The organism is Dyella sp. KRB-257 (assembly GCF_049445995.1).
GTDB lineage: Bacteria > Pseudomonadota > Gammaproteobacteria > Xanthomonadales > Rhodanobacteraceae > Dyella_A.
This window is the reverse complement of record NZ_JBMSDZ010000001.1, coordinates 210,979-233,961: the sequence shown is the minus strand read 5'-3', so window position 1 is coordinate 233,961 and position 22,983 is coordinate 210,979. Positions and strand designations below refer to the sequence as shown.

Sequence of the window (22,983 nt, the reverse complement as noted above, 5' to 3'; positions counted from 1 at the left end):
CGCTACCACAAGATCACCCCAGCCCTGTGGGAGTGGCCTCCGGCCGCGATGGACAGCCAATCAAGGCAGCTTCGCGCACCCGCTCAGGCGTGCTTCGCCGGCGCCGGGTTGAGGTGTCCGCAGGCCTTGCAGGTGCGCGCCTCGGACGAGCGGTAGAAGCGCTCGAACACTGGCGGGAAGTCGCGCTCGATGCTGTCGAGCGCGAAGTACTCCTCGTACAGCTTGTGGTTGCAGCGCTCGCAGAACCACAGCAGGCCGTCCTGCTCGTGCGGCAGGCGGCGGCGTTCGATCACCAGCCCGACCGAGCCGGACATGCGCTGCGGCGAATGCGGCACGCGCGGCGGCAGGTAGAACACTTCGCCGGCGCGGATCGGGATGTCGCGCGCCTGGCCCTCGTCCTGCACCTTCAGCACCATCTCGCCCTCGAGCTGGTAGAAGAATTCCGGCCCCTCGTCGTAGTGGTAGTCGGTGCGCGCGTTCGGACCGCCGACGATCATCACGATGAAGTCGCCATCGACGATGCACTTGTTGCCCACCGGCGGCTTGAGCAGGTGGCGGTGCTCGGCTATCCAGCGCTTGAGGTCGAAGGGCGGGGTCAGGGCCATACGCATGATGCCTTTGACGTTTTTCCTCTCTCCTTTGGGGAGAGGGCCGAGGTGAGGGGCGGGTGCTCGCGTGGGTTTTCCATGCGGAGCGTGTTCGCCTTGGTCACACCTTATCGTAAGACCGGATCGTAAGACTGGCCCCTCACCCCAGCCATCTCCCCGGAGGGGAGAAGGAGTCAAGGCGTCACACTTCGAGCGTGGCGAGGTCGCCCTTTTCCTCCAGCCAGGATTTGCGATCGCCGGCGCGCTTCTTGGCCAGCAGCATGTCCATCAGTTTGGCGGTGCCTTCGTTGTCGTCGACCGTGAGCTGCACCAGCCGACGGGTATCTGGATGGATGGTCGACTCGCGCAGCTGCGCCGGGTTCATCTCGCCCAGACCCTTGAAGCGGGTGGTGCTTACGGCACCCTTCATCTTCTCGCGCTCGATGCGATCCAGCATCGCCTGCTTCTCGCCCTCGTCCAGGCAATAGAACACCTGCTTGCCCACATCGACGCGGAACAGCGGCGGCATCGCCACGAACACGTGACCTTCGCGCACCAGTGACGGGAAGTGCTTGAGGAACAGCGCCGACAGCAGGGTCGCGATGTGCAGGCCGTCGGAGTCGGCGTCGGCCAGGATGATCACCTTGCCGTAGCGCAGGCCGGAGAGATCGTCCCTGCCCGGATCGCAGCCGATCGCCACGGCCAGGTTGTGCACTTCCTCGGACGCCAGCACCGAAGTGGACTCCACTTCCCAGGTATTGAGGATCTTGCCGCGCAGCGGAAGGATCGCCTGGAACTCCTTGTCGCGCGCCTGCTTGGCCGAACCGCCGGCCGAGTCGCCTTCGACCAGGAACAGCTCGGTGCGGGTGAGGTCGGTGGCGGTGCAGTCGGCCAGCTTGCCGGGCAGGGCGGGGCCCTGGGTGATCTTCTTGCGCACCACCTGCTTGGCCGCCTTCAGCCGCGCGCTGGCACGCTCGATGGCGAGCTGGGCGATCCTCTCGCCCAGATCCACATGCTGGTTCAGCCACAGGCTGAAGGCGTCATGGATCACGTTCTCCACCAGCGCGGCGGCCTGGCGCGAGGACAGCCGCTCCTTGGTCTGGCCGGCGAACTGCGGATCGAGCAGCTTGGCGCTGAGCACGAAGGCGAGGCGCTCCCACACGTCTTCGGGCGCCAGCTTCACGCCGCGCGGCAGCAGGCTGCGGATGTCGCAGAACTCGCGGATCGCGTTGGTCAGGCCGGTGCGCAGACCGTTGACGTGGGTGCCGCCCTGCACGGTGGGAATCAGGTTGACGTAGCTCTCCTGCACCAGCTCGCCCTCGGGCAGCCAGGCGAGGGCGACGTCCAGCCCTTCGGTGTCGCGCGCCACGTGGTGCACGAACAGCTCGGCGGGCAGCGACTCGGCGCCGTCCAGCTCGCCGCGCAGGTAGTCGCGCAGGCCGTCCTCGTAATGCCATTCGACGGTCTCGCCGCTGACCTCGTCGGTGAGCTTCACGTTGAGGCCGGCGCACAGCACCGCCTTGGCGCGCAGCAGGTGCTTGAGCCTGGGGATGGAGATTTTCGGCGAGTCGAAGTACTTCGGGTCGGCCCAGAAGCGCACGGTGGTGCCGGTCTTCTTCCTGGGCACCGTGCCGATGACGTCCAGCTCGCTGACGCGGTCGCCGTGCTCGAACGCCATGCGGTATTCGTTGCCGTCGCGGCGGATGGTCACTTCCACCCGCTGCGACAGCGCATTGACCACCGACACGCCCACGCCGTGCAGGCCGCCGGAGAAGTTGTAGTTCTTGCCGTTGAACTTGCCGCCCGCGTGGAGGCGGGTGAGGATCAGCTCGACGCCCGGCACGCCCTCCTCCGGGTGGATGTCCACCGGCATGCCGCGACCGTCGTCGCTCACTTCCACCGAGCCGTCGGCGTGCAGCACCACCTCGATGTTCTTCGCGTGGCCGGCCAGCGCCTCGTCCACCGAGTTGTCGATCACCTCCTGTACCAGGTGGTTCGGGCGCGAGGTGTCGGTGTACATGCCGGGACGGCGCTTGACCGGATCCAGGCCGGAAAGGACTTCGATATCGGCGGCGTTGTAGCGACTGCTCATGGATGTCTGTCGTGATGCTGAGCGCCGCAGCATGGCGAGAGAGCGGCGTGATGGTCAAGGCGAGCGAGGATGGTCGAGGCGCAACCCCTGGAGCGCACCTTGTGCGCGAATGCTCTTGGCTTTGATGTCGATCAGGAGCAAGAGCCTTCGCGCACAGGGTGCGCTCCTACATGGGCGCGCAGTGGCGTTCGAGCCAGGCCAGGTCGGCATCTTCCAGCAGCGGGCTGAGCGCGGCACGCACGCCGGCGTGGTAGTCGTCCAGCCAGGCGCGTTCCTCGGGATTGAGCAGGTGCGGCTCCAGCGCGCGGCGGTCGAACGGGCACAGCGTGAGCGTCTCGAAGGCGTAGTAGTCGCCGAACTCGGTCTGCTCGGCCTCCACCACCACGGCCAGGTTCTCGTGGCGGATGCCGTGGCGGCCGGGTTTGTACAGGCCCGGCTCGATCGAGGTGACCATGCCCGGCTCCAGCGCGACCAGCGCGCCGCCGCTGACCGGCGGGCGAATGCCCTGCGGCCCCTCGTGCACGTTGAGGAAGTAACCGACGCCATGGCCGGTGCCGTGGCCGTAGTCCATGCCCACGGCCCACAGCGGCGCGCGGGCCAGCGCGTCGAGCTGCGGGCCGCTGGCGCCCTTGGGGAAACGGGCGCGCGAGAGCGCGATCAGGCCCTTCATCACCAGCGTGGCATCGCGACGCTGCTCGGCGGTGGTCTCGCCCAATGCGAGTACGCGGGTGATGTCGGTGGTGCCGCCGAGATACTGGCCGCCGGAATCCACCAGCAGCAGGCCCTTGCGGACCAGCGCGCTGTGGTGCTCGGGCGTGGCGCGGTAGTGCGGCAGGGCGCCGTTGGCCTGGTAGCCGGCGATGGTGGCGAAGCTCTCGCCGATGAAGTCCGGCTGCGCCGAGCGTTCCTCGCGCAGCAGGGCATCGACGTCCAGCTCGGTCTGCGTCATGCCGGCGGCGAGGCGATCCTCCAGGCGGCGGAAGGCGCGTACCAGCGCGGCGCCGTCGCGGCGCATCGTCTCGCGGATGTGATCCAGTTCGGCCGCGCTCTTGCGCGCCTTCATCGCGGTGGACGGGTTGGCCGCCTCGATCCGTCTGACCGTCGCCGGCACCGCATCAGCCACCGCGCAGACCACCTTGCCCGGGTCCAGCAGCAGTACGTCGTCGGCGCCCAGTTCGGCCAGCGCGTCGGTCACCGCGGCGTAGTCGGCCAGGTGGATGCCGTCGGCTGCGAGCGCCGCCACCAGGGTGTCGCCGAGCTTGCCGCGTTCGGCGAACAGCGTGGCCCTGCCTTCGGCCTCGACCAGCAGGTGGGCGAGAAACACCGGGTTGCATTCCACGTCGCTGCCGCGCAGGTTGGTCAGCCAGGCGATGTCGTCCAGGCTGGATACCAGGTGGTGCGTGGCGCCGAGCTTGCGCATGACGGTGCGCACCCGCGCCAGCTTGTCCGCCCGCGGCGTGTGCGCCCAGCTCAGCGCGTGCTCGACCACCGGCGCGCACGGCAGCGCCGGGCGGTCGGTCCAGATCGCGGCCGGCAGATCCAGGTCGGTACGCAGGGTGGCGCCCACCTCGCCGAGCAGGCGGGCGATCTGCTGCCGCGAGGCGACGCTCAGGCTGTCGCCGGCGATGGCCACCGCGTCGCCGGCGTGCAGGTGCTGCTGCAGCCAGAGCAGGTGTTCCGGCGCATGCGCCACCTTTTGCTTCATCAGGGCGATGCCGCTGCCCGCCAGCTGCTGCTCGCCCTGGGCGAAGTAGCGCGAGTCGGTCCACAGGCCGGCGTGCTCGGCGGTAACCAGCAGCGTCCCGGCCGAACCGGTGAAGCCGGACAGCCATTCACGCGCGGCCCAGTGGCCGGGCAGGTATTCGGACAGGTGCGGGTCGGCGGTCGGTATCAGGCATGCCGCCACGTTGCGGGCAGCCATGACCTGGCGCAGGGCGGCGAGGCGGGAAGGAATGGGGTGGGTCATCCCTTCATGCTATCAGCGCGCCCCACCGGAACGCTGCCGATCGCGTCGGACATGAACCGCTTTCGGGGAATTTGCCCCTGACGTCTCGCGATCGGGCCCGTCTGCCGCTAAAATGCCTAATTTCCAGCACGGCTGCATCCCATGACCCCCCTGATTTTCGTCACCGGCGGTGTGGTGTCCTCGCTTGGCAAGGGCATCGCCGCGGCGTCGCTGGCTTCCATCCTGGAAGCGCGTGGTCTCTCCGTCACCATGATGAAGCTCGATCCCTATATCAATGTGGATCCGGGCACCATGAGTCCCTTCCAGCACGGCGAGGTCTACGTCACCGACGACGGTGCCGAGACCGACCTCGACCTCGGCCACTACGAGCGGTTCGTCCACACCCGCCTGACCGGCAAGAACTCGATCACCACCGGCAAGATCTACGAGAGCGTGATCCGCAAGGAGCGCCGCGGCGACTATCTCGGCGCCACCGTGCAGGTGATCCCGCACATCACCGACGAGATCAAGCACTGCATCCACGAGGCCACCCGCGGCTTCGACGTGGCGCTGGTGGAGATCGGCGGCACCGTGGGCGATATCGAGTCGCTGCCGTTCCTGGAGGCGATCCGCCAGCTGCGCATCGAGCACGGTCCGGAGAAGTGCCTGTTCATGCATCTCACCCTGGTGCCCTTCATCAAGGCCGCCGGCGAGATCAAGACCAAGCCGACCCAGCACTCGGTGAAGGAATTGCGTTCCATCGGCATCCAGCCCGACATCCTGCTGTGCCGCTGCGAGGAGCCGCTGCCGGATGGTGAGCGCCGCAAGATCGCCCTGTTCACCAACGTGTCCGAGAACGCCGTGATCAGCGCGGTGGACGTGGACGTGATCTACAAGACCCCGCTGTGGCTGCACAGCCAGGGCCTGGACGACATCGTGGTGAAGAAGCTCGGCCTGGACGCCAAGCCGGCCGATCTCGGCGGCTGGCAGCGCACGGTGGATGCCGTGGTGCATCCGAAGGACGAGATCACCGTCGCCATCTGCGGCAAGTACGTCGAGCACAAGGACGCCTACAAGTCGCTGGGCGAGGCGCTGCGCCACGGCGGCATCAAGCAGCAGACGCGGGTGAACCTGGAGTGGATCGACTCCGAGCAGATCGAGGCCGAAGGCGCCGCCAAGGTGCTCGGCCACGCGGATGGCATCCTGGTGCCCGGCGGCTTCGGCAAGCGCGGCTTCGAGGGCAAGGTGCTGGCGGCGAAGTACGCCCGCGAGCACGGCGTGCCGTATTTCGGCATCTGCTACGGCATGCATGCGGCGGTGGTGGATTTTGCCCGCCACGTGGCCGGCCTCGCCGACGCCGACTCCAGCGAGAACGACCGCCACACCGCCAACCCGGTGATCGCGCTGATCACCGAATGGACGACTGCCACCGGCGAAGTCGAGCAGCGCAGCGAACGCTCGGACCTGGGCGGCACCATGCGCCTGGGCGCGCAGGAATGCCGCCTCAAGGCCGGCACGCTGGCGCGCGAGATGTACGGTCAGGACGTGGTGCGCGAGCGTCATCGCCACCGCTACGAGTTCAACAACCGCTACCGCCAGTCGTTCGAGGACCTCGGGCTGGTGATCTCGGGCAAGTCGATGGACGACCTGCTGGTGGAGATCGTCGAGCTGCCGGCGCAGAAGCATCCGTGGTTCCTGGGCTGCCAGGCGCATCCGGAGTTCACCTCCACGCCGCGCGACGGCCATCCGCTGTTCATCGGCTTCGTGCATGCGGCGCGCGAGTACAAGGTGGTGCGCGACGGCGAGCGCCTGGCGGATGCGCAGGTGTCGGCATGAACCCGGTGCTCGCAGGCCATCCCATCCCGGTAGGAGCGCACCCTGTGCGCGAACGGGCCTCGCGGAAGACCTTCGCAATCTCTGGCCAGGAGCAATTCGCGCACAGGGTGCGCTCCTACCGAGAGGGCAAGCCATCATGAAGCTCTGCAACTTCGAGGTTGGGCTGGACCGGCCGCTGTTCCTGATCGCCGGACCCTGCGTGGTGGAGTCCGAGCAGCTGCAGATCGATACCGCCGGCACGCTGAAGGAAATCACCGCGCGACTGGGCATCCACTTCATCTTCAAGTCGAGCTTCGACAAAGCCAACCGTTCCTCCGGCTCCAGCTTCCGCGGCCCGGGCATGGAGGAGGGCCTGCGCGTGCTCGGCGAAGTGAAGCGCCAGCTCGGCCTGCCGGTGCTCACCGACGTGCACGAGTACACCCCGATGGACGAGGTGGCCGCGGTGGTCGACGTGCTGCAGACCCCCGCGTTTTTGTGCCGCCAGACCGACTTCATCCAGAAGGTGGCGCGCGCCGGCAAGCCGGTGAACATCAAGAAGGGCCAGTTCCTCGCCCCATGGGACATGAAGCACGTGGTGGCCAAGGCCAGGGCCGTCGGCAACGACGACATCATGGTGTGCGAGCGCGGCGCCAGCTTCGGCTACAACAATCTTGTATCGGACATGCGCTCGCTCAGCGTGATGCGCGATACCGGCTGCCCGGTGGTGTTCGACGCCACCCATTCGGTGCAGTTGCCGGGCGGGCAGGGCGCCACCTCCGGAGGCCAGCGCGAATTCGTGCCGGTGCTGGCGCGCGCCGCCGTGGCGGTGGGCGTGGCCGGCCTGTTCGCCGAGACGCACCCGAATCCGGAGAAGGCGCTCAGCGACGGCCCCAACGCCTGGCCGCTGGGCAGGATGGAGGCGCTGCTGGAGACGCTGATCGAACTCGATGCAGTGACCAAGCGGCACGGTTTCCTGGAACAACACCCGTAGGAGCGCACCCTGTGCGCGATTGCCTTTCGCCCAATGCATGCAAGAGCATCGCGCACAGGGTGCGCTCCTGCGGCGAACCGGCAGCACGAATTCATTGAACACTACCCACGCACTGGACTGACATGACTACCGAGATCACCCGCATCCATGCACGCGAAATCCTCGACTCCCGCGGCAATCCCACGCTGGAAGCCGAAGTCACCCTGGCCGGCGGCGGCTTTGGTCGCGCGGCGGTGCCGAGCGGTGCGTCGACCGGTACCCGCGAGGCGGTGGAGCTGCGCGACGGCGACAAATCGCGCTATGGCGGCAAGGGCGTGAAGACTGCCGTCGGCCACGTCAACGGCGCCATCGCCAGCGCGCTGAAGGGTTTCGACGCGGCCAACCAGGGCGGACTCGACGCCAAGCTGGTCAACCTCGATGGCACGCCGAACAAGGGCAAGCTCGGCGCCAACGCGCTGCTGGGCGTGTCCATGGCCGCCGCGCACGCCGTCGCCGCGCAGCGCCAGCTGCCGCTGTGGCGCTACCTGGCGGAAATCAACGGCACCACCGGCAGGCCCGGCATGCTGCCGGTGCCGATGATGAACATCATCAACGGCGGCGAGCACGCGGACAACAACATCGACGTGCAGGAGTTCATGGTGCTGCCGGTGGGCATGCCGACCTTCGCCGAGGCGCTGCGCGCGGGCGCGGAAATCTTCCACGCGCTGAAGAGCGTGCTCAAGGGGCGCGGCCTGAGCACCTCGGTGGGCGACGAGGGCGGCTTTGCGCCGAACCTGCGCTCCAACATCGAGGCGCTGGACACCATCCTCGAGGCGATCAGCAGGACCGGCTACCAGGTCGGCGGCGAGATCCTGCTGGGCCTCGATGCCGCCAGCTCGGAGTTCTACAAGGACGGCAAGTACGACCTCGCCGGCGAAGGGAAGCAGTACACCTCCGAGCAGTTCGTCGACCTGCTGGCCGGCTGGGCGAAGCAGTACCCCATCGTCACCATCGAGGACGGCATGGCCGAGGGCGACTGGGCCGGATGGAAGCTGCTCACCGACGCCATCGGCGACCGCGTGCAGGTGGTCGGCGACGACCTGTTCGTGACCAACCCGAGCATCTTCCGCGAAGGCATCGAGAAGAAGATCGCCAACTCGATCCTGATCAAGGTGAACCAGATCGGCACGCTGTCCGAAACGCTCGAAGCGATCGCCATGGCCGACGCGGCGAAGTACTCGGCGGTGATCTCGCATCGCTCGGGCGAGACCGAGGACACCACCATCGCCGACATCGCGGTGGCCACCACGGCCACCCAGATCAAGACCGGCTCGCTGTGCCGCAGCGACCGTGTGGCCAAGTACAACCAGCTGCTGCGCATCGAGGAACAACGGGGTGCCGAGGCGCGCTACGCCGGGCGCGACGCGTTCCCCAACCTCGCGCGCCTGCCTGGCTGAAGGGGAACGCGGCCGCCATGCTGCGCTGGGTCGCGCTGATCCTGCTGGCACTGCTGATCGCCCTGCAGGTCAAGCTGTGGAGTGACACGGGCGGCATGCGCGAAGTCGACGCCCTGCGCGCCGCGGTGAAAAAGCAGGCGGACGAGAACCAGCGCCTGCAGCAGCGCAACCAGGCGCTGGCCGCCGATGTGTCCGACCTCAAGAGCGGCGAACAGGCAGTGGAAGCGCGCGCGCGTGCCGAGCTCGGCCTGATCAAGCCGGGCGAGACCTTCTACCAGGTGGTCGAGAAGCCCGGCGCCGCGACGGCGCCGGCCGCGCCGGCCACCGCTCCCGACGCCGCGCAGCCATGAGCCGGGCGCCGCTGTGGTGCGTGGTTCCCGCGGCCGGGCGCGGCACGCGCGTCGGCGGCGATCGGCCCAAGCAGTACCTGACGCTGGCCGGACGGCCGCTGATCGAGCACACGCTCGACCGGCTGGCCCGGCATCCGCACATCGCCGGATTGATGGTGGTGCTGTCCGCCGGCGACGCGCTGTGGAGCGGGGTGTCGGCGCTGCACGGCAAGCCGGTGCGCACCACCGTCGGCGGCGCGGAGCGCTGCGATTCCGTGCTGGCCGGGCTGGACGCGTTGCCGGACACGGTGGCGCCCGACGAGTTCGTGCTGGTGCACGACGCGGCCAGACCCTGCGTGCGGCTGGACGACATCACCCGCCTGCTCGATCGCGCCGGCGGTGCGGATGGCGGCCTGCTCGGCGCGCCGCTGCGTGACACGCTCAAGCGCGCCGATGCGGCCGGACGCAGCGAGCTTACCGAACCGCGCGAGCTGCGCTGGCGCGCCTTCACGCCGCAGATGTTCCGCCGTGGTGCATTGTCGGCGGCACTGCGCCAGGCTGCCCGCGACCGCGTGAGGGTAAGCGACGAGGCGATGGCGATGGAGCTGGCCGGCCATGCACCATTGCTGGTCGAGGGTGCGGAGGACAACATCAAGGTCACCACGGCGGCGGACTTCGCGCTGGCGGAGTTTCTGCTGGCGCGGACGGCGCCATGAAAGGGTGGGGAAAAGGGTGGGGAAAACGGTGAGGATCGGTCAGGGTTTCGACGTGCATGCCTTCGGTGACGGCGACTTCGTCACGCTCGGTGGCGTGCGCGTGCCGCACGGGCGCGGGCTGCTTGCCCACTCCGACGGCGACGTGGTGATCCACGCGCTGTGCGATGCGATCTTCGGCGCGCTGGCGCTGGGCGACATCGGCCAGCACTTTCCGCCGTCGGACCCGCGCTGGCGCGGCGCCGACAGCCGCCGGTTCCTGCGCCACGCCGCGGCGCTGATGGTGCAGCAGGGCTATCGCCTGGGCAATGCGGATGTGACGGTGATCGGCGAGGCGCCCAAGGTCGGCCCGCATGCGTCTGCGATGCGCCAGAACCTGGCGACGGACCTGGGCTGCGAGCTCGCACAGATCAGCATCAAGGCCACCACCACCGAGAAACTCGGCTTCACCGGGCGCGGCGAAGGCATCGCGGCGCAGGCCTGCGTGCTGCTGGAGCGCGCGTGAGCGAGGTCGAGGCCCGCGGTTCCGGCAACCGGCTGCAGGAGCAACTGGAAGCCATCGTCGAACTGCTGCGGCAGCAGTCGCGCATGCGCGACGAACTGGACGAACTGCGCGACGCCGGCGCCAGCCCGGTCGATCGCGCGCCGATCGCCGAAGCCCTGCGCGACAGCGCCGACGTGCTGCAGCAGCAGCTCGACCCGCTGCATCCGGCCGACATCGCCTTCATCCTCGAGTCGCTGCCGCTGGCCGACCGCCTGGCGGTATGGCAGCGCGTACGCGCCGACCGCGACGGCGAGATCCTGCTGGAAGTGTCCGACGCGGTGCGCGAATCACTGATTGCCGACATGGACCAGGGCGAGATCATGGCGGCGGTCGGACCGCTGGACGCGGACGAGCTGGCCGACCTGGTCGAAGACCTGCCCACCGAGGTGCTGCCCGAGCTGATGGCCAGCCTCGACGCGCAGCAGCGCGAGCGGGTGCAGTCGGCACTGTCCTACGAGGACGACCAGGTCGGCGCGCTGATGGACTTCGAGATGGTGACCATCCGCGAGGATGTGAGCCTGGAGACCGTGCTGCGCTACCTGCGCCGGTTCGACGAGCTGCCCGCGCAGACCGACAAGCTGTTCGTGGTGAACCAGGACAACCTGCTTACCGGCGTGCTGCCGCTGCACCGGCTGCTGGTCAACCCACCCGACCGCATGGTCGGCGAGGTGATGGCGCCGGACGTCAACACCTTCCACCCGCACGACGACGCCTACGACGTGGCCCAGGCCTTCGAGCGCTACGACCTGGTGTCCGCGCCGGTGGTGGACGAGGGCGGGCACCTGATCGGCCGGCTCACCGTGGACGCGATGGTCGACGTGATCCGCGAGGAGGGCGAGAGCGAGGTGCTCAGCCGCGGCGGCCTGCGCGAGGAGGAGGACATCTTCGCCTCGGTGTGGGCCAGCCTGCGCAACCGCTGGTCGTGGCTGGCGGTCAACCTGGTCACCGCGTTCATCGCCTCGCGGGTGATCGGCCTGTTCGAGGGCTCGATCCAGCGGCTGGTGGCGCTGGCCACGCTGATGCCGATCGTCGCCGGCATCGGCGGCAACTCCGGCAACCAGACCATCACGATGATCGTGCGTGCCATGGCGCTCAACCAGATCAATGCTGACAGCGTGCGCCGGCTGTGGCGCAAGGAGCTGGCGGTGTCGCTGGTCAACGGCCTGCTCTGGGGCGGCGTGATCGGCGTGGTGGCGTATGCGTTGTACGACAATATCGCGCTCGGCCTGGTGATGACCGCGGCGATGACGCTCAACCTGCTGCTGGCCGCGTTCGCCGGCGTGGCCATCCCGATGCTGATGACCCGGTTCGGGCGCGACCCGGCACTCGGTTCCAGCGTGCTGATCACCGCGATGACCGACAGCGGCGGCTTCTTCATCTTTCTCGGTCTGGCGACGATCTTCCTGCTCTAGTGTGGCGACACTGAACTATCGAAACATGTAGGAGCGCACCCTGTGCGCGAATGCTCTTGGCGACGTGACGAAGAGCATTCGCGCACAGGGTGCGCTCCTACGGCTCCGGATGTTGCTGAATTTCATTGTCGCAACACTAGAACGGCTGCCTGGACCGGCTGCCGGCCGGGATCGCGACCGGCTCCGGGTGACGCGCCAACCCCTTCGCTACGGCTGTCGAATCACTACCCAGTCGCCCTTGCGCGTTCCGGCGGTAACAGCCCAGCCCGGCTTCAGCACGAGTTTCCAGCCGTGGCCGTGAAGCGCGGACGCGTCCATGCCTGCGGCTGACACCGTGGCGATCTTCGTCTGCTGATCGACCCGTGCATCGGCGTCCACCTCCAGCACGCCCCAATCGTCGTCCAGACGCAGGGTCGGGTAGACGGTGCCGAAGTCACCCAGCGGCACCAGGGTCTGCGGATTGAACTGGAAGCTGCTGCGATCAAGCGGCAGGACCAGCACCGGACCGTCGACCAGTCGCGCCTTCAGCTCGGCGAGGTGGGCGCGGCGCGCTTCGTCGCGCTTCAGTTCGCGGGCGTGCAGTGTTCCATCGTCGTAGATGGCCTCCCGTGCCTCGAGCGTGGCGAACGCGGGTGCCGGCAGGTGCTCGGCGTTACCCAGCAACCGGTCCAGCCGCTGGCCGGCACCGAGCTGGTCGCGCCAACCGGGGGCAAGCTGGTCCAGCAGCAGCCCGTAGGCCGGGCCGGTGGCATACGCGAACGAGCGAACGAAGGTGGGCGCCTGCACGAAGGCCGTCAGGTCATGCAGGGCATAGCGGATACGCGCCTGCGGCGTTGCCAGGCCGAGTCGCACGCCGGTGTACTCGGCGATACCTTCGTTCGACTCCAGCTCGTTCTCGTTGATCGCGGCCGTCGGGAACAAGCGGTAGCGCTCGCGACGGAACAGCAGGGCATCGCCGACCGCGGTCTTGCGCGCAGCCGCGCTCGGAGCGCGCAAGGCCGCGGCCAGCGCGCGCCATTCCAGCTGCATCAGGTAGCGGCCCTGCAAGGTGTCCAGGTGCCGGTTGTCGCCTTCCCGCAGAACCATCTTCAGCGACGGCTGGATGCGGTGGAACATCTCATGCGCGAGCATCACGCGCCGCTGGTCCGCGTCATCGGGCAGCGGCCACAGGATCTCGCTCCAGCGGATGCCGGACCACTCGATCGCGGTGTTCGCCAGTATTACCGTCATCGGCAGCGTACCGGTGAACACGCCCCCCGATGGCTTGAACGCGCCGTCGCCATCGGCCCGGTTGGCGATGGCACTGCGATCGGCCGGGTCGACCAGCAGCATCGGGCCGCACAGGTCGCGGCCCCACAAAGCCCCCGCGTCACGCGCGCAAATCGCCCTGGCTTCCTGGAATACCTTGAGCGCGCCGGCGGGATCGACGTGGCCAAAGGCCGGCGTCACCGCGAAAATCATGAGGCCGAGGGCGAGCGCCCGTCGACGGAACTGCGAAGCGAAACCGGAGGCCATGATCATTCCTTTACGATGGGTATCGTAGTTTCTACGATGAGTGTCGTAGCAAGTCAATCCGGTATCGAAATCGCTACGGACGGGCGTCCCATTCGATGTGGTCCTGCGGCGTCACCGTCAGTGCCAAGATCGGCTGGCGCGCCGCGTCCAGCAAGGTGACGCGGCTTCCCTGCTGACGGATGCGGTCGCGCGAAAGCGGCAACTCTTCCACGGTGGCAGCGAGGACCTGGCCGCGCTTGATGCGCAGCGCGAACCTGCCGGCAGGGTCGTGCGCCCGGACCCATACGGTCGGTCCGAAGGAGCTCGCGTGGTACAGGTCGGCCATCGCGGTGTCGACCCTGCCGAGGCGTCCTGCGGCCAGCGCCAGCAGGCACAAGGTCGACAGCGTCAATGCCGCCAAGCGGGCTCCTGCCGTGGATGTCGTCGGCGCCGCATCGACGCCGAGCAGGCGATGGATGCGCGCCACGAAGTCGCCGCCACCTGCGGCCGCCATCGCCAGCGCGGACGGCGCGCGGTGTTCCGCGAGACGCACCAGCCCGCGCGCAAGCTTCAGCGGCGAAGCGCCGTGGCGGACGGCGAGCGCATCGCAGCGCATCTCGCGCTCGCGCATCAGCCGGCGGTAGAGCATCCAGGCGGCAGGGTGGAACCAGAATCCCGCCAGCACGATGCGCTGCAGGAGGTTCCAGCGGCAATCGTGGCGCTGCACATGGGCCAACTCGTGCAGCAGCAGCGCTTCGTGTTCCGCCCGGGGAAGATGCATCAATCCGGTGGGAACGACGAGGAGGGGGCGCCACGCGCCGGCTACCAGCGGCGAGGCGACGTCCGCCATTCGCACCTGCGGCACCGCCACGCCCATCCGCTCGATCGCCAGGGTACGCACGATCTGCAGCAGGCTGGCCGGCGCCGGATGGCGATGGAGGCGTGTCAGATACAAGGCATCCCACGCCAGTCGCAGCGACATCACCGCGACGCCGAGGATCCACAGCCCGGCCAGCGGCAGTGCGAAGGCGAGCAGGGCCCGATAGCCGGCCATCTGGCGGGGCAGTTCCTCGATCGGAGACGCCTGCGGCGGAGCGACGCCCATGCCGCTCACCGTCCAGTGCAGCACCGCCACGGTGAGCACCGGCGACAACGCGAGCGCAGCAAAGTGCAGGCAGGCCAGACGGTGGCGCACCACTGGTCCGACACATCGGGCAGCGCGCTCCCAGCCGAGCCAGGACGACATCACCAAGGCTCCCTGCATACCCGCGGCCACCAGGCCCCACACCTCCAGCCGGGCGAGATAGGCGGCGGTAAACAGGTTCACGCGTCGCCCTCGAGCTTCTCGATCATCGCCTTGAGCCGGGCCAGTTCCTCCGGTGCCACTGGGCGAGCGTCGAGCGCCTGCATGGCCAGCGCCAGGGAAGATCCGGCAAACGCGCTGTCCATCCATCCGCGCACCAGCCGGTTGAGGGTGGGCCGCTCCGATACGGCCGCCGCGTAGACATGTTGACGCGCATCCTCACTGCGGCTGACCAGGCCCTTGGCCAGCATGTTCTGCATGATCTTCAACGCGCTGGTGTAACCGATAGCGGTATTCGCGTACACCGCTTCGTGGACCTCGCGTACCGTCGATGGCCCCTTGCGCCAGAGCACCTGGAGGATCGCGAGTTCCGCAGTGGTGGGAGTGGCCGTTTTCATCCGTGCAGCATGCGACGGGCGGTGGGGTCAGGCAAGCGAGGCGCGGTCAGTGGATGGCACCGCGGACGTGATTGCACGCGGACGTCTCTTGGCGCAAGGCGGGCAACGACGCGAGCAAGTAGGCGGAACAGCAGTCATCGGACCTTGGTCGTCGCCATCCGGGCGGTCGCTGCAGAGATCCTGGCCTTGCGTGCTGCGCTCGGCGAAGGCGACGCTGGGCCGGAGGAGTGTCAACTGCTTGAGGACTGGCAACGCGCTGCTGGCGACCTGGAGCGATCTTGGGACGCAGCGGCGATGAACGTGCTTGACCCCTGCTCGATCGCCCACCATCGTGCCTGCGCGTGCCATTCCAAATAGCGCAAGCACCCCCGGATCTCGGTCCGGGGCTTTTCGCGTCAATCAGGTGCTGAAAGACGTCAGATGTCCTTGGCCAACTCTTCCGCCAGACCGACATACCCACCCGGAGTCAGGTCCAGCAGCCGCTGCTTGGCCTCTGCCGGCAAATCGAGGCCGGCGATGAAGCTGCGCATCGAGTCCCGGGTGATGCCCTGGCCGCGGGTCAGCGCCTTGAGCTGTTCGTACGGCTCGGGCAGGCCATAGCGGCGCATCACGGTCTGCACGGCTTCGGCGAGCACTTCCCAGCTGGCGTCCAGGTCGGCGGCGAGGCGGTCGGGGTTTACCTGCAGCTTGTCCAGGCCCTTGGCCAGCGATTCCAGCGCCACCAGCGTGTGGCCGAAGGCGGTGCCCAGCGCGCGCAGCACGGTGGAGTCGGTGAGGTCGCGCTGCCAGCGGCTGATCGGCAATTTCTCCGCGAAATGGCCGAGCAGCGCGTTGGCCAGGCCGAAGTTGCCCTCGGCATTCTCGAAGTCGATCGGGTTGACCTTGTGCGGCATGGTCGAGGAGCCCACTTCGCCCGCCTTCAGCGCCTGCTTGAAGTAGCCCAGCGAGATGTAGCCCCAGATGTCGCGGGACAGGTCCACCAGCACGGTGTTGGCGCGACGCACCGCGTCGCAGTACTCGGCGACGCCGTCGTGCGGCTCGATCTGCGTGGTGTAGGCGTTGCAGCCCAGGCCCAGGCTCTCGACGAAGCGCTGCGAGAACGCGCGCCAGTCCAGCTCGGGGTAGGTGATGGCGTGGGCGTTGTAGTTGCCCACGGCGCCGTTGATCTTGCCGCTGATCTCCACCGCGGCCAGCTGCCTGCGCTGGCGCTGCAGGCGGGCGACCACGTTGGCCAGCTCCTTGCCGAGCGTGGTGGGCGAGGCGGTCTGGCCGTGGGTGCGCGAGAGCATGGGCAGCGCGGCGTGGGTGTGCGCCAGCGTGCGCAGGGTGGCGATGATCCGGTCGAACGCCGGCAGCAGCACATCGCTGCGGGCATCACGCAGCATCAGCGCGTAGGACAGGTTGTTGATGTCCTCGCTGGTGCAGGCGAAGTGCACGAATTCCCTGGCCTGGGCCAGCGCCGGATCGGCGCCGATGCGCTCCTTGATGAAGTACTCCACCGCCTTGACGTCGTGGTTGGTGGTGGCCTCGATCGTCTTGATGCGGCGGCCGTCCTCCACGCTGAAGTCGGTGGCGATGGCCATGAGCGTGGCGATCTGCGCCGGGGCAAAGGCGGGCAGCTCGGCGATCGCAGGCTCGGCGCCCAGCGCCAGCAGCCATTCGATCTCCACCCGCACGCGCCGCTGCATCAGGCCGTATTCGCTGAAGATCGGGCGCAGCGATTCGACCTTGCCGGCATAGCGGCCGTCCAGCGGGGACAGGGCGGTGAGGGCGTGGGTGGACATTGGCGCGTTCCGGCAATTTGGAAAACCGCCATTTTACATGGCCGCCCCGGGCGGCGGCTTGCGCGTTGCATCGCGGTGGAGCCAGCGGTCGAGCTGGTTGGCGAACGCCTCGCTCATGCGTCGGGCGCCCAGCGCAGGCGTCCGTCGACGATGGTGTGCGTGCGCCCGCCCACCCACACCGCGCGGTCGGCGTCGATGCGCACGAGCAGGCGCGCGTCGTAGCCGATCTCGCGGCCCTGGCTCACCGCGTAGCCGCGCGCCAGCGGGCCGTGCGGCTCGGCCTGGACGAGCCTGGCGGCGAGCAGGCCGTTGGCCGCGCCGGAGGCCGGGTCTTCGACGATGCCGGCGCCGGATGCCAGCGCGCGCACCGCCAGCTGATAGCCGTCGTTCGACGCGCTGCGGGCGAACGCGCAGATGCCCATGCTGTCGCTGGCGCGGCCCAGTGCGCCGATCGCCGCATGATCCGGCGTCCAGCCGCGCAGGGCGGCCTCATCGGCGCACTCGACCACCCACCAGCGGCGCCCGCCATCGACCAGCGCGGGCGGCAGTCCGCCCGTCGTCACGCCAGCAAGGGCCGGGCGCAGCAGCGGGTGCGCGTCGATGCCGGTGGCGAGCACGGCGGCGGCCGGCGAACGCAGCAGCAACTGGCGATCGTCGTCCGTGCCCTCGACGCGGATCGGCAGCACGCCGGCCCGGCATTCCTGCCACAGCAGGCCGTCGCGCGGCGTGGCGATGCCGCAGGTGAGCACGGCGTGCGCGCTGCCCACGCTGGGATGGCCGGCGAAGGCGATCTCCTTCGTCGGCGTGAACATGCGCACGCGGTAACTGGCGGACGGCCCGGTGGGCGGCAGCAGGAAGGTGGTTTCCACCAAGTGGGTCCAGTGGGCGAAGCGCTGCATCTGCGCGTCGCTCCAGCCGTGGGCGTCGGTGACCACGCCCAGGTGATTGCCGCCGCCGAGGCTGGCGGCGAAGACGTCCAGATGCAGGTAGCGGAAGGTGTCCATCGGGCTCGATCCGGCGCGACCGGCGCCTTGGGCCGGCCATGATAGCCGGGCGATCGCGCCGGCCCGATCAACTCGCCATGCGACCGGAGACGAACGCCGAGGCCGCATTACGGTCGACAGCGTACGTGCCGCCCGCCAAGATGGCCGGCAGTCTCGACTACCGATGGACCTCATGACGATCACCCTCATCATTCTCGCCGTGACCTGCGTGGTCTCGTTCATGGCTCTCAACAACGGCAAGCTGATGGATGACCTGCTGCTGTGGCCGCCGGCCATCCAGCGCAGCCGCGAGTACTATCGGCTGGTCACCTACGGCCTGGTGCACGCCGATTTCGGCCACCTGCTGTTCAACATGCTCACGCTGTTCTTCTTCGGTCGGGCGATGGAGCCGTTCTACGCGGCGCGCCTGGGTACGCTGGGCTTTGCGCTGTTCTACATGGGAGGGCTGGTGGTCTCGATCCTGCCGACCTACCTGAAGAACCGCACGAACGCGCGGTACCGCAGCCTGGGGGCCTCCGGCGCGGTGTCGGCGGTGCTGTTCGCCTTCGTGCTGCTGGCGCCATGGTCGCGCATCTACGTGTTCGTGGTACCGCTGCCGGCGATCATCTACGGCCTGCTCTACACGGCGTATTCGATCTACATGGACAGGCGCGGCCAGGACAACGTCAACCACAGCGCGCACCTGTGGGGCGCGGCCTACGGCGTGGCGTTCACGCTGCTGATCGAACCGCGCACGCTGCCACATTTTCTCTATGCGCTGTCGCATCCGGGCGCAGGCTGACCAGGCAGCGATGCCACCTTGCGGCCCGTGGACGGACCCGCCACGGCATGCGGCAGTCGCCCATGACATGCGCGGGCACGGGCGCAATACTCGTCCGCACGTGAGCGTCGGGCGCCGCCGGCTGCGACCAAGCCACGCCCGCCGCGCACACCGTCCACCGATCACCGCAGGAGATACACGCATGGCAATGACACGCAAGTCGGCCGCGAAGAAGTCCGCGGCAAAGCAATCCACCGTCGGCAAGAAGAAGCCGGCGGGCAAGGCTGCAGCGAAGAAGGCGACGGTCAGGAAGCCGGTCGCGAAGAAGGCCGCCGCGAAAAAGACCGCCGTAAAGAAAGTCGCGGCCAAAAAAGCACCCGCCAGGAAAGCGGCCGTGAAGAAAGCGGCGGCCAGGAAGGTGGCAAAAAAGGTCGCCGTGAAAAAGGCGGCCGCAAGGAAGGTGGTGAAGAAGGCCGCCGCCAAGCGGCCCGCGGTCAAGAAGGCGGCGCCGAAAAAGCCCGCCGCCACGAAGCGCGCCACCAGGAAGACCGCCACCAGGAAGACCGCCACCAGGAAAGTCGCGGCTCCGGCCAGGCCGGCCGGCAAGACCGCGGTCCGCACGATACCGGCAAAGAAGCCCACGGCGCCCAAAGCCGCCGTGCGCAAGCCCGGCGCCACCGCGGCGGCACGCAGCCGTGCCCCGGCCGCTCCGGCGGCGGCACGCAGTGCAGTGAAGGCCAACCCTGCTGCGACGGCTAGCGCTTCGCGCGCGACGCCGACCGAGGCGGCACCGGTCCGGCACATCAGCCCGGAGGAAGCGGTGGCGCACATCCAGGCGCTGCTCGATGCCAAGCACGAGCGCGATCGGCAGGGACCGAGCTGGCCCGGTGCCGATCCATCCGCCCATCCGGCCGCTGGTCCAAGCATGCACGCCCCCGCCCCCGTGACGGCCACGGCGCCTGCCGCGGTGGCGCACCAGCGCGGCGACCAGGGCAGGCGCGGCAAGGGATGAGCCGGTTCCGGAGCGAATCAGGGCGCATTCATCGGCCGGGATTAGCGTGAGCGTCGGTCGCACGTCGCGCCCTTTCGCCTCCGGAGCGGTGTCATGAAGAAATGCGTGCTGGGTGTTGCGGTGGTCATCGCTTCCTCCCTGCTGGGCGGCTGTTATGTCTCTCCGGACTATGGCTACGTACGCGGCGGCGCCTACGGCGGCGACGCCTATTACGGCCGCAGCACCGCGGTCTACGACGACGGTTACTACGCGCCGGGCTACTACTCCCCCGACTATTACGGTTACGGCGGTTATGGGTACCCGGGCGGCGTGAGCATCGGCGTCGGCACCACGTGGTACGGCGGCTCGCGCGATCGATATCGCCATCGCGACCATGACGGCCGCCAGTGGGACCATGGCGACCACCGCGGCGACGGTCGCCATGCAGGCTCGTGGAGCGGTGGCGCGCACGACGATCGCAGCGGATGGAACGGTGGAGGCGCGGGTGCCGAACGTGATACGCGCCGCGACGAATACCGCGCCGGCGGCAGCACCGGTAACGACGGCCACCGCGTCGGCCGCGGTGATCGCCAGCACGACCACCGTTGAGGCAGGATGGCATTCCGGAGCGATCCTCCCGCACGTCTCCCGATGCCTGCATTTCTCCCGTTCAGCCGACCGGTCCGGCGCCTCGGACGCCTCACTGCCGTTGCCATGGTGGCGATGGCGGCCAGTAGCTGCGCCAGCGTGCGCTATTACGGTCACTTGGCGCACGGCCAGCTGCAGATCCTGCGCGAGCGCGAATCGTTGCCGCGGGTCATCGCCGATCCGCGCACCCCGCCGCAGTTGGCCCGACGCCTCACGCTCGCCATGCAGGCGCGGGCGTTCGCCTCCACGCGGCTGGCCCTGCCGGACAACCGCAGCTACACCAGCTACGTGGCGTTGGACCGCCCCTACGTCGCGTGGAACGTGTTCGCCGCGCCGCGCTACGCGGTGGAGGCGGTGCCGCAGTGCTTTCCGTTCGCCGGCTGCGTGGCGTACCGCGGCTACTTCCGCCAGGCGCTGGCCGAACGGCATGCCGCGCAGCTGAGTGAGCAGGGGCTGGATGTCTGGGTGGGACCGGTGCCGGCCTATTCCACGCTCGGCTGGTTCGCCGACCCGATCCTCAGCTCGATGATGCGCTGGGACGACGACGAGCTCGTCGGCACGATCTTCCACGAGCTGGCCCACCAGCGGGTCTACGTGAAGGGCGACACGGCGTTCAACGAATCGTTCGCCACCTTCGTGGAGCGCGAGGGGGTGAGGCAATGGCGGCGGTCGCGCGGGTTGCCGCCCCCGGATGATCGCCAGCGGGCGCTGGAATCAGGCTTCACCGTGCAGGTGCTGGCGCTGCGCGAGCGGCTGCGGAGCGACTATGCGCGCGGCGGCGGCGAAGCGGCGCTCGCCGCCCGCAAGCGCGAGGACATCGCCGCCTTCCGTCGCGACTACGCCGCATGGCGCGACCGCGCGTTTCCCGGAGATCACCGCTACGACGCCTGGGTCGCCGCGCCGATCAACAACGCCCGGCTGCTGCCGTTCGGGCTGTACGACCGCTGGACCGGGGCGTTCGCCACGCTGTTCCGCCAGGCGGACCGCAACTGGGTGTTGTTCTATCGCCGCGTGCAGGCTCTGGCGCGACGCCGGCCGGCTGCACGCGAGCAGGCGTTGCGAGCGCTGGATACGCCGGCTGCTGCGGTCCGGTGACGCCGGCAGCGCGGGCGTTCGTTGGTTTTCCGTCAAACCGCCGTGCGTCGCGCAAGAACGTTTCGCAAGAAAACGATGCCTCGACCCTACGGCAGCTGAATATTTCTGTTGGGGACCTTGAACTTCCCCGGCGCGATCCACACAAAGGAGTCGTATCGCCGTGACGGCGACAGGAAGTGGTCCAGAGCATCGGGCCACTGAGGGGTCGGCTTCTTCCTCCCCCGGATCGCCGACCTGACAAACCCCGGCATGCCCCTCCCCTGGCTGCCGGGGTTTTTTATGCGCGCGGCGCGATTCGCGCCGATAATTGCCGGGCTTCCCGCATGGATCCGCCGATGATCATCCGTTCGCTGCTCGATACCGACCTGTACAAGTTCTCGATGATGCAGGTGGTGCTGCACCAGTACCCGGGGGCGGAGGTGGAGTACCGCTTCAAGTGCCGCAATCCGGGCGTGGACCTGGTGCCGTACATCGACGAGATCCGCGGCGAGCTGGAGCAGCTGTGCACGCTGCGCTTCACCGCCGACGAACTGGAGTACCTGCGCGGCTGGCGCTACATCAAGAGCGATTTCGTCGACTTCCTCGGGCTGTTCCAGCTCAACGCCAAGTACGTGGACATCGCGCCGTCGGACCAGGCCAACGGCGAGATCGAGATCCGCATCCGCGGGCCGTGGCTGCATACGATCCTGTTCGAGGTGCCGCTGCTGGCGATCGTCAACGAGGTGTACTTCCGCAACACCTGGCCGCAGCTCGACCTGTCGGTGGGACGCGAGCGCCTGGCCGCCAAGATCGCCCTGCTGCACGACACGCCTGGCTACGCCGCCTGCCGCATCGCCGACTATGGCACGCGCCGGCGGTTCTCGCGCGCCTGGCACGCGGAAGTGGTCACCACGCTGCGCGACCGGCTGGGTCCCCAGCTCGCGGGCACCAGCAACGTGGCGCTGGCCAAGCAGCTCGGCCTGACGCCGCTGGGCACGCTGGCGCACGAATACCTGCAGGCGCACCAGGCGCTGGGGCCGCGCCTGCGCGATTCGCAGGTGGCCGCGCTGGAAGCGTGGGCGCGCGAATACCGCGGCGACCTCGGCATCGCGCTGTCCGACATGTACGGCCTCAGCGCCTTCCTGCGCGACTTCGACATGTACTTCTGCAAGCTGTTCGATGGCACCCGCCACGACTCGGGCGACCCGTTCGCTTGGGGCGAGCGGGTGCTGGCGCACTACCGCGCCAACCGGGTCGATCCGCGCAGCAAGATCCTGGTGTTCAGCGACGGGCTGGACATCCCGCAGGTGATGAAGCTCTACGCGCACTTCCAGGGGCGCTGCCAGCTGGCCTTCGGCGTGGGCACCAACCTCACCAACGACGTCGGCCCCACGCCGCTGCAGATCGTGATCAAGATGGTCCGCTGCAACGGCCAGCCGGTGGCCAAGCTCAGCGACAGTCCCGGCAAGAACATGTGCGATGACGCCGCCTACGTGGCCTATCTGCGGCAGGTGTTCGGGATTCCCGCCGAGGCCGGTGGCTGAGTCCGCGCTGCGCCGGCGTGCGTATCCTGGCGGTCGGCGCGCTTCAGCGCCGGCCAGGCGAGCAGCAGCAGCGAGACCAGGGCGGCGAGGGCGGAGATGAGCTGGGACATGGATGCAGC

Annotated in this window: 20 protein-coding genes; 12 read left to right on the top strand and 8 right to left on the bottom strand. The window is 68.5% G+C overall.

What is annotated here, in order from left to right:
- Nucleotides 1-83: 83 nt before the first annotated feature.
- The 3 genes from ACO2Q2_RS01125 to ACO2Q2_RS01115 form a co-directional block, all read right to left on the bottom strand.
- Nucleotides 84-605, bottom strand: a complete 522-nt coding sequence (locus tag ACO2Q2_RS01125; protein ID WP_423253992.1) for a 3-hydroxyanthranilate 3,4-dioxygenase — start codon at nucleotides 603-605, stop codon at nucleotides 84-86.
- Between the two features lie 184 nt (nucleotides 606-789).
- Nucleotides 790-2,679, bottom strand: coding sequence for a DNA topoisomerase IV subunit B (gene parE / locus ACO2Q2_RS01120; protein ID WP_423253927.1), 1,890 nt, complete (start codon nucleotides 2,677-2,679; stop codon nucleotides 790-792).
- A 166-nt stretch (nucleotides 2,680-2,845) separates the two neighbouring features.
- Nucleotides 2,846-4,645, bottom strand: coding sequence for a M24 family metallopeptidase (locus ACO2Q2_RS01115; protein ID WP_423253926.1), 1,800 nt, complete (start codon nucleotides 4,643-4,645; stop codon nucleotides 2,846-2,848).
- Nucleotides 4,646-4,786: 141 nt separating this feature from the next.
- On the opposite strand from ACO2Q2_RS01115, the gene ACO2Q2_RS01110 reads away from it, so the two are divergent.
- The 7 genes from ACO2Q2_RS01110 (at nucleotide 4,787) to mgtE (ending at nucleotide 11,864) form a co-directional block, all read left to right on the top strand.
- Entirely contained in the window at nucleotides 4,787-6,460 is a 1,674-nt protein-coding gene (locus ACO2Q2_RS01110) for a CTP synthase (RefSeq protein ID WP_423253925.1), read from the top strand.
- Nucleotides 6,461-6,596: 136 nt separating this feature from the next.
- Nucleotides 6,597-7,430 (top strand): 3-deoxy-8-phosphooctulonate synthase, encoded by an 834-nt coding sequence (kdsA, locus tag ACO2Q2_RS01105; protein WP_423253924.1) that lies wholly within the window; start codon nucleotides 6,597-6,599, stop codon nucleotides 7,428-7,430.
- A 122-nt stretch (nucleotides 7,431-7,552) separates the two neighbouring features.
- The gene (gene eno, locus ACO2Q2_RS01100) at nucleotides 7,553-8,866 is read left to right on the top strand and encodes a phosphopyruvate hydratase (protein WP_423253923.1); all 1,314 of its coding nucleotides are present in this window, start codon (nucleotides 7,553-7,555) and stop codon (nucleotides 8,864-8,866) included.
- 17 nt (nucleotides 8,867-8,883) lie between these two features.
- A complete protein-coding gene (gene ftsB, locus ACO2Q2_RS01095; protein ID WP_423253922.1) occupies nucleotides 8,884-9,216 on the top strand; it encodes a cell division protein FtsB in 333 nt (110 codons plus the stop codon).
- Nucleotides 9,213-9,911 (top strand): 2-C-methyl-D-erythritol 4-phosphate cytidylyltransferase, encoded by a 699-nt coding sequence (gene ispD / locus ACO2Q2_RS01090; protein WP_423253921.1) that lies wholly within the window; start codon nucleotides 9,213-9,215, stop codon nucleotides 9,909-9,911. The genes ftsB and ispD overlap by 4 nt, the downstream gene beginning before the upstream one ends.
- 28 nt (nucleotides 9,912-9,939) lie before the next feature.
- The gene (gene ispF / locus ACO2Q2_RS01085) at nucleotides 9,940-10,413 is read left to right on the top strand and encodes a 2-C-methyl-D-erythritol 2,4-cyclodiphosphate synthase (protein ID WP_423253920.1); all 474 of its coding nucleotides are present in this window, start codon (nucleotides 9,940-9,942) and stop codon (nucleotides 10,411-10,413) included.
- Nucleotides 10,410-11,864, top strand: coding sequence for a magnesium transporter (gene mgtE / locus ACO2Q2_RS01080; RefSeq protein WP_423253919.1), 1,455 nt, complete (start codon nucleotides 10,410-10,412; stop codon nucleotides 11,862-11,864). The genes ispF and mgtE overlap by 4 nt, the downstream gene beginning before the upstream one ends.
- Before the next feature lie 207 nt (nucleotides 11,865-12,071).
- Here mgtE and ACO2Q2_RS01075 read toward each other — a convergent pair whose 3' ends face one another.
- The 5 genes from ACO2Q2_RS01075 to ACO2Q2_RS01055 all read right to left on the bottom strand — a co-directional run bounded on the left by ACO2Q2_RS01075 (nucleotide 12,072) and on the right by ACO2Q2_RS01055 (nucleotide 17,847).
- A complete protein-coding gene (locus ACO2Q2_RS01075; protein WP_423253918.1) occupies nucleotides 12,072-13,379 on the bottom strand; it encodes a hypothetical protein in 1,308 nt (435 codons plus the stop codon).
- Nucleotides 13,380-13,452: 73 nt separating this feature from the next.
- A complete protein-coding gene (locus tag ACO2Q2_RS01070) occupies nucleotides 13,453-14,646 on the bottom strand; it encodes a M56 family metallopeptidase (protein ID WP_423253917.1) in 1,194 nt (397 codons plus the stop codon).
- A gap of 35 nt (nucleotides 14,647-14,681) precedes the next feature.
- Entirely contained in the window at nucleotides 14,682-15,059 is a 378-nt protein-coding gene (locus tag ACO2Q2_RS01065) for a BlaI/MecI/CopY family transcriptional regulator (RefSeq protein ID WP_423253916.1), read from the bottom strand.
- A gap of 416 nt (nucleotides 15,060-15,475) precedes the next feature.
- Nucleotides 15,476-16,843: an adenylosuccinate lyase gene (gene purB / locus ACO2Q2_RS01060; RefSeq protein WP_423253915.1), complete on the bottom strand. Its 1,368-nt coding sequence runs from the start codon at nucleotides 16,841-16,843 to the stop codon at nucleotides 15,476-15,478.
- A 113-nt stretch (nucleotides 16,844-16,956) separates the two neighbouring features.
- Nucleotides 16,957-17,847 carry a PhzF family phenazine biosynthesis protein gene (locus ACO2Q2_RS01055; protein ID WP_423253914.1) on the bottom strand — a complete coding sequence of 297 codons (891 nt, stop codon included), beginning with the start codon at nucleotides 17,845-17,847 and terminating at the stop codon, nucleotides 16,957-16,959.
- A gap of 172 nt (nucleotides 17,848-18,019) precedes the next feature.
- Here ACO2Q2_RS01055 and ACO2Q2_RS01050 point away from each other — a divergent pair, with 172 nt between their 5' ends.
- From ACO2Q2_RS01050 to pncB, 5 genes are all read left to right on the top strand, one after another.
- Nucleotides 18,020-18,628, top strand: coding sequence for a rhomboid family intramembrane serine protease (locus tag ACO2Q2_RS01050; protein ID WP_423253913.1), 609 nt, complete (start codon nucleotides 18,020-18,022; stop codon nucleotides 18,626-18,628).
- Between the two features lie 100 nt (nucleotides 18,629-18,728).
- On the top strand, nucleotides 18,729-19,619 hold the full coding sequence (locus tag ACO2Q2_RS01045; protein ID WP_423253912.1) for a histone H1-like repetitive region-containing protein: 891 nt from the start codon (nucleotides 18,729-18,731) through the stop codon (nucleotides 19,617-19,619).
- Nucleotides 19,620-19,712: 93 nt separating this feature from the next.
- A complete protein-coding gene (locus ACO2Q2_RS01040) occupies nucleotides 19,713-20,207 on the top strand; it encodes a hypothetical protein (RefSeq protein WP_423253911.1) in 495 nt (164 codons plus the stop codon).
- 114 nt (nucleotides 20,208-20,321) lie between these two features.
- On the top strand, nucleotides 20,322-21,341 hold the full coding sequence (locus ACO2Q2_RS01035; protein WP_423253910.1) for an aminopeptidase: 1,020 nt from the start codon (nucleotides 20,322-20,324) through the stop codon (nucleotides 21,339-21,341).
- Nucleotides 21,342-21,676: 335 nt separating this feature from the next.
- Nucleotides 21,677-22,864, top strand: a complete 1,188-nt coding sequence (gene pncB, locus ACO2Q2_RS01030; RefSeq protein ID WP_423253909.1) for a nicotinate phosphoribosyltransferase — start codon at nucleotides 21,677-21,679, stop codon at nucleotides 22,862-22,864.
- The last annotated feature ends 119 nt before the right edge of the window (nucleotides 22,865-22,983 follow it).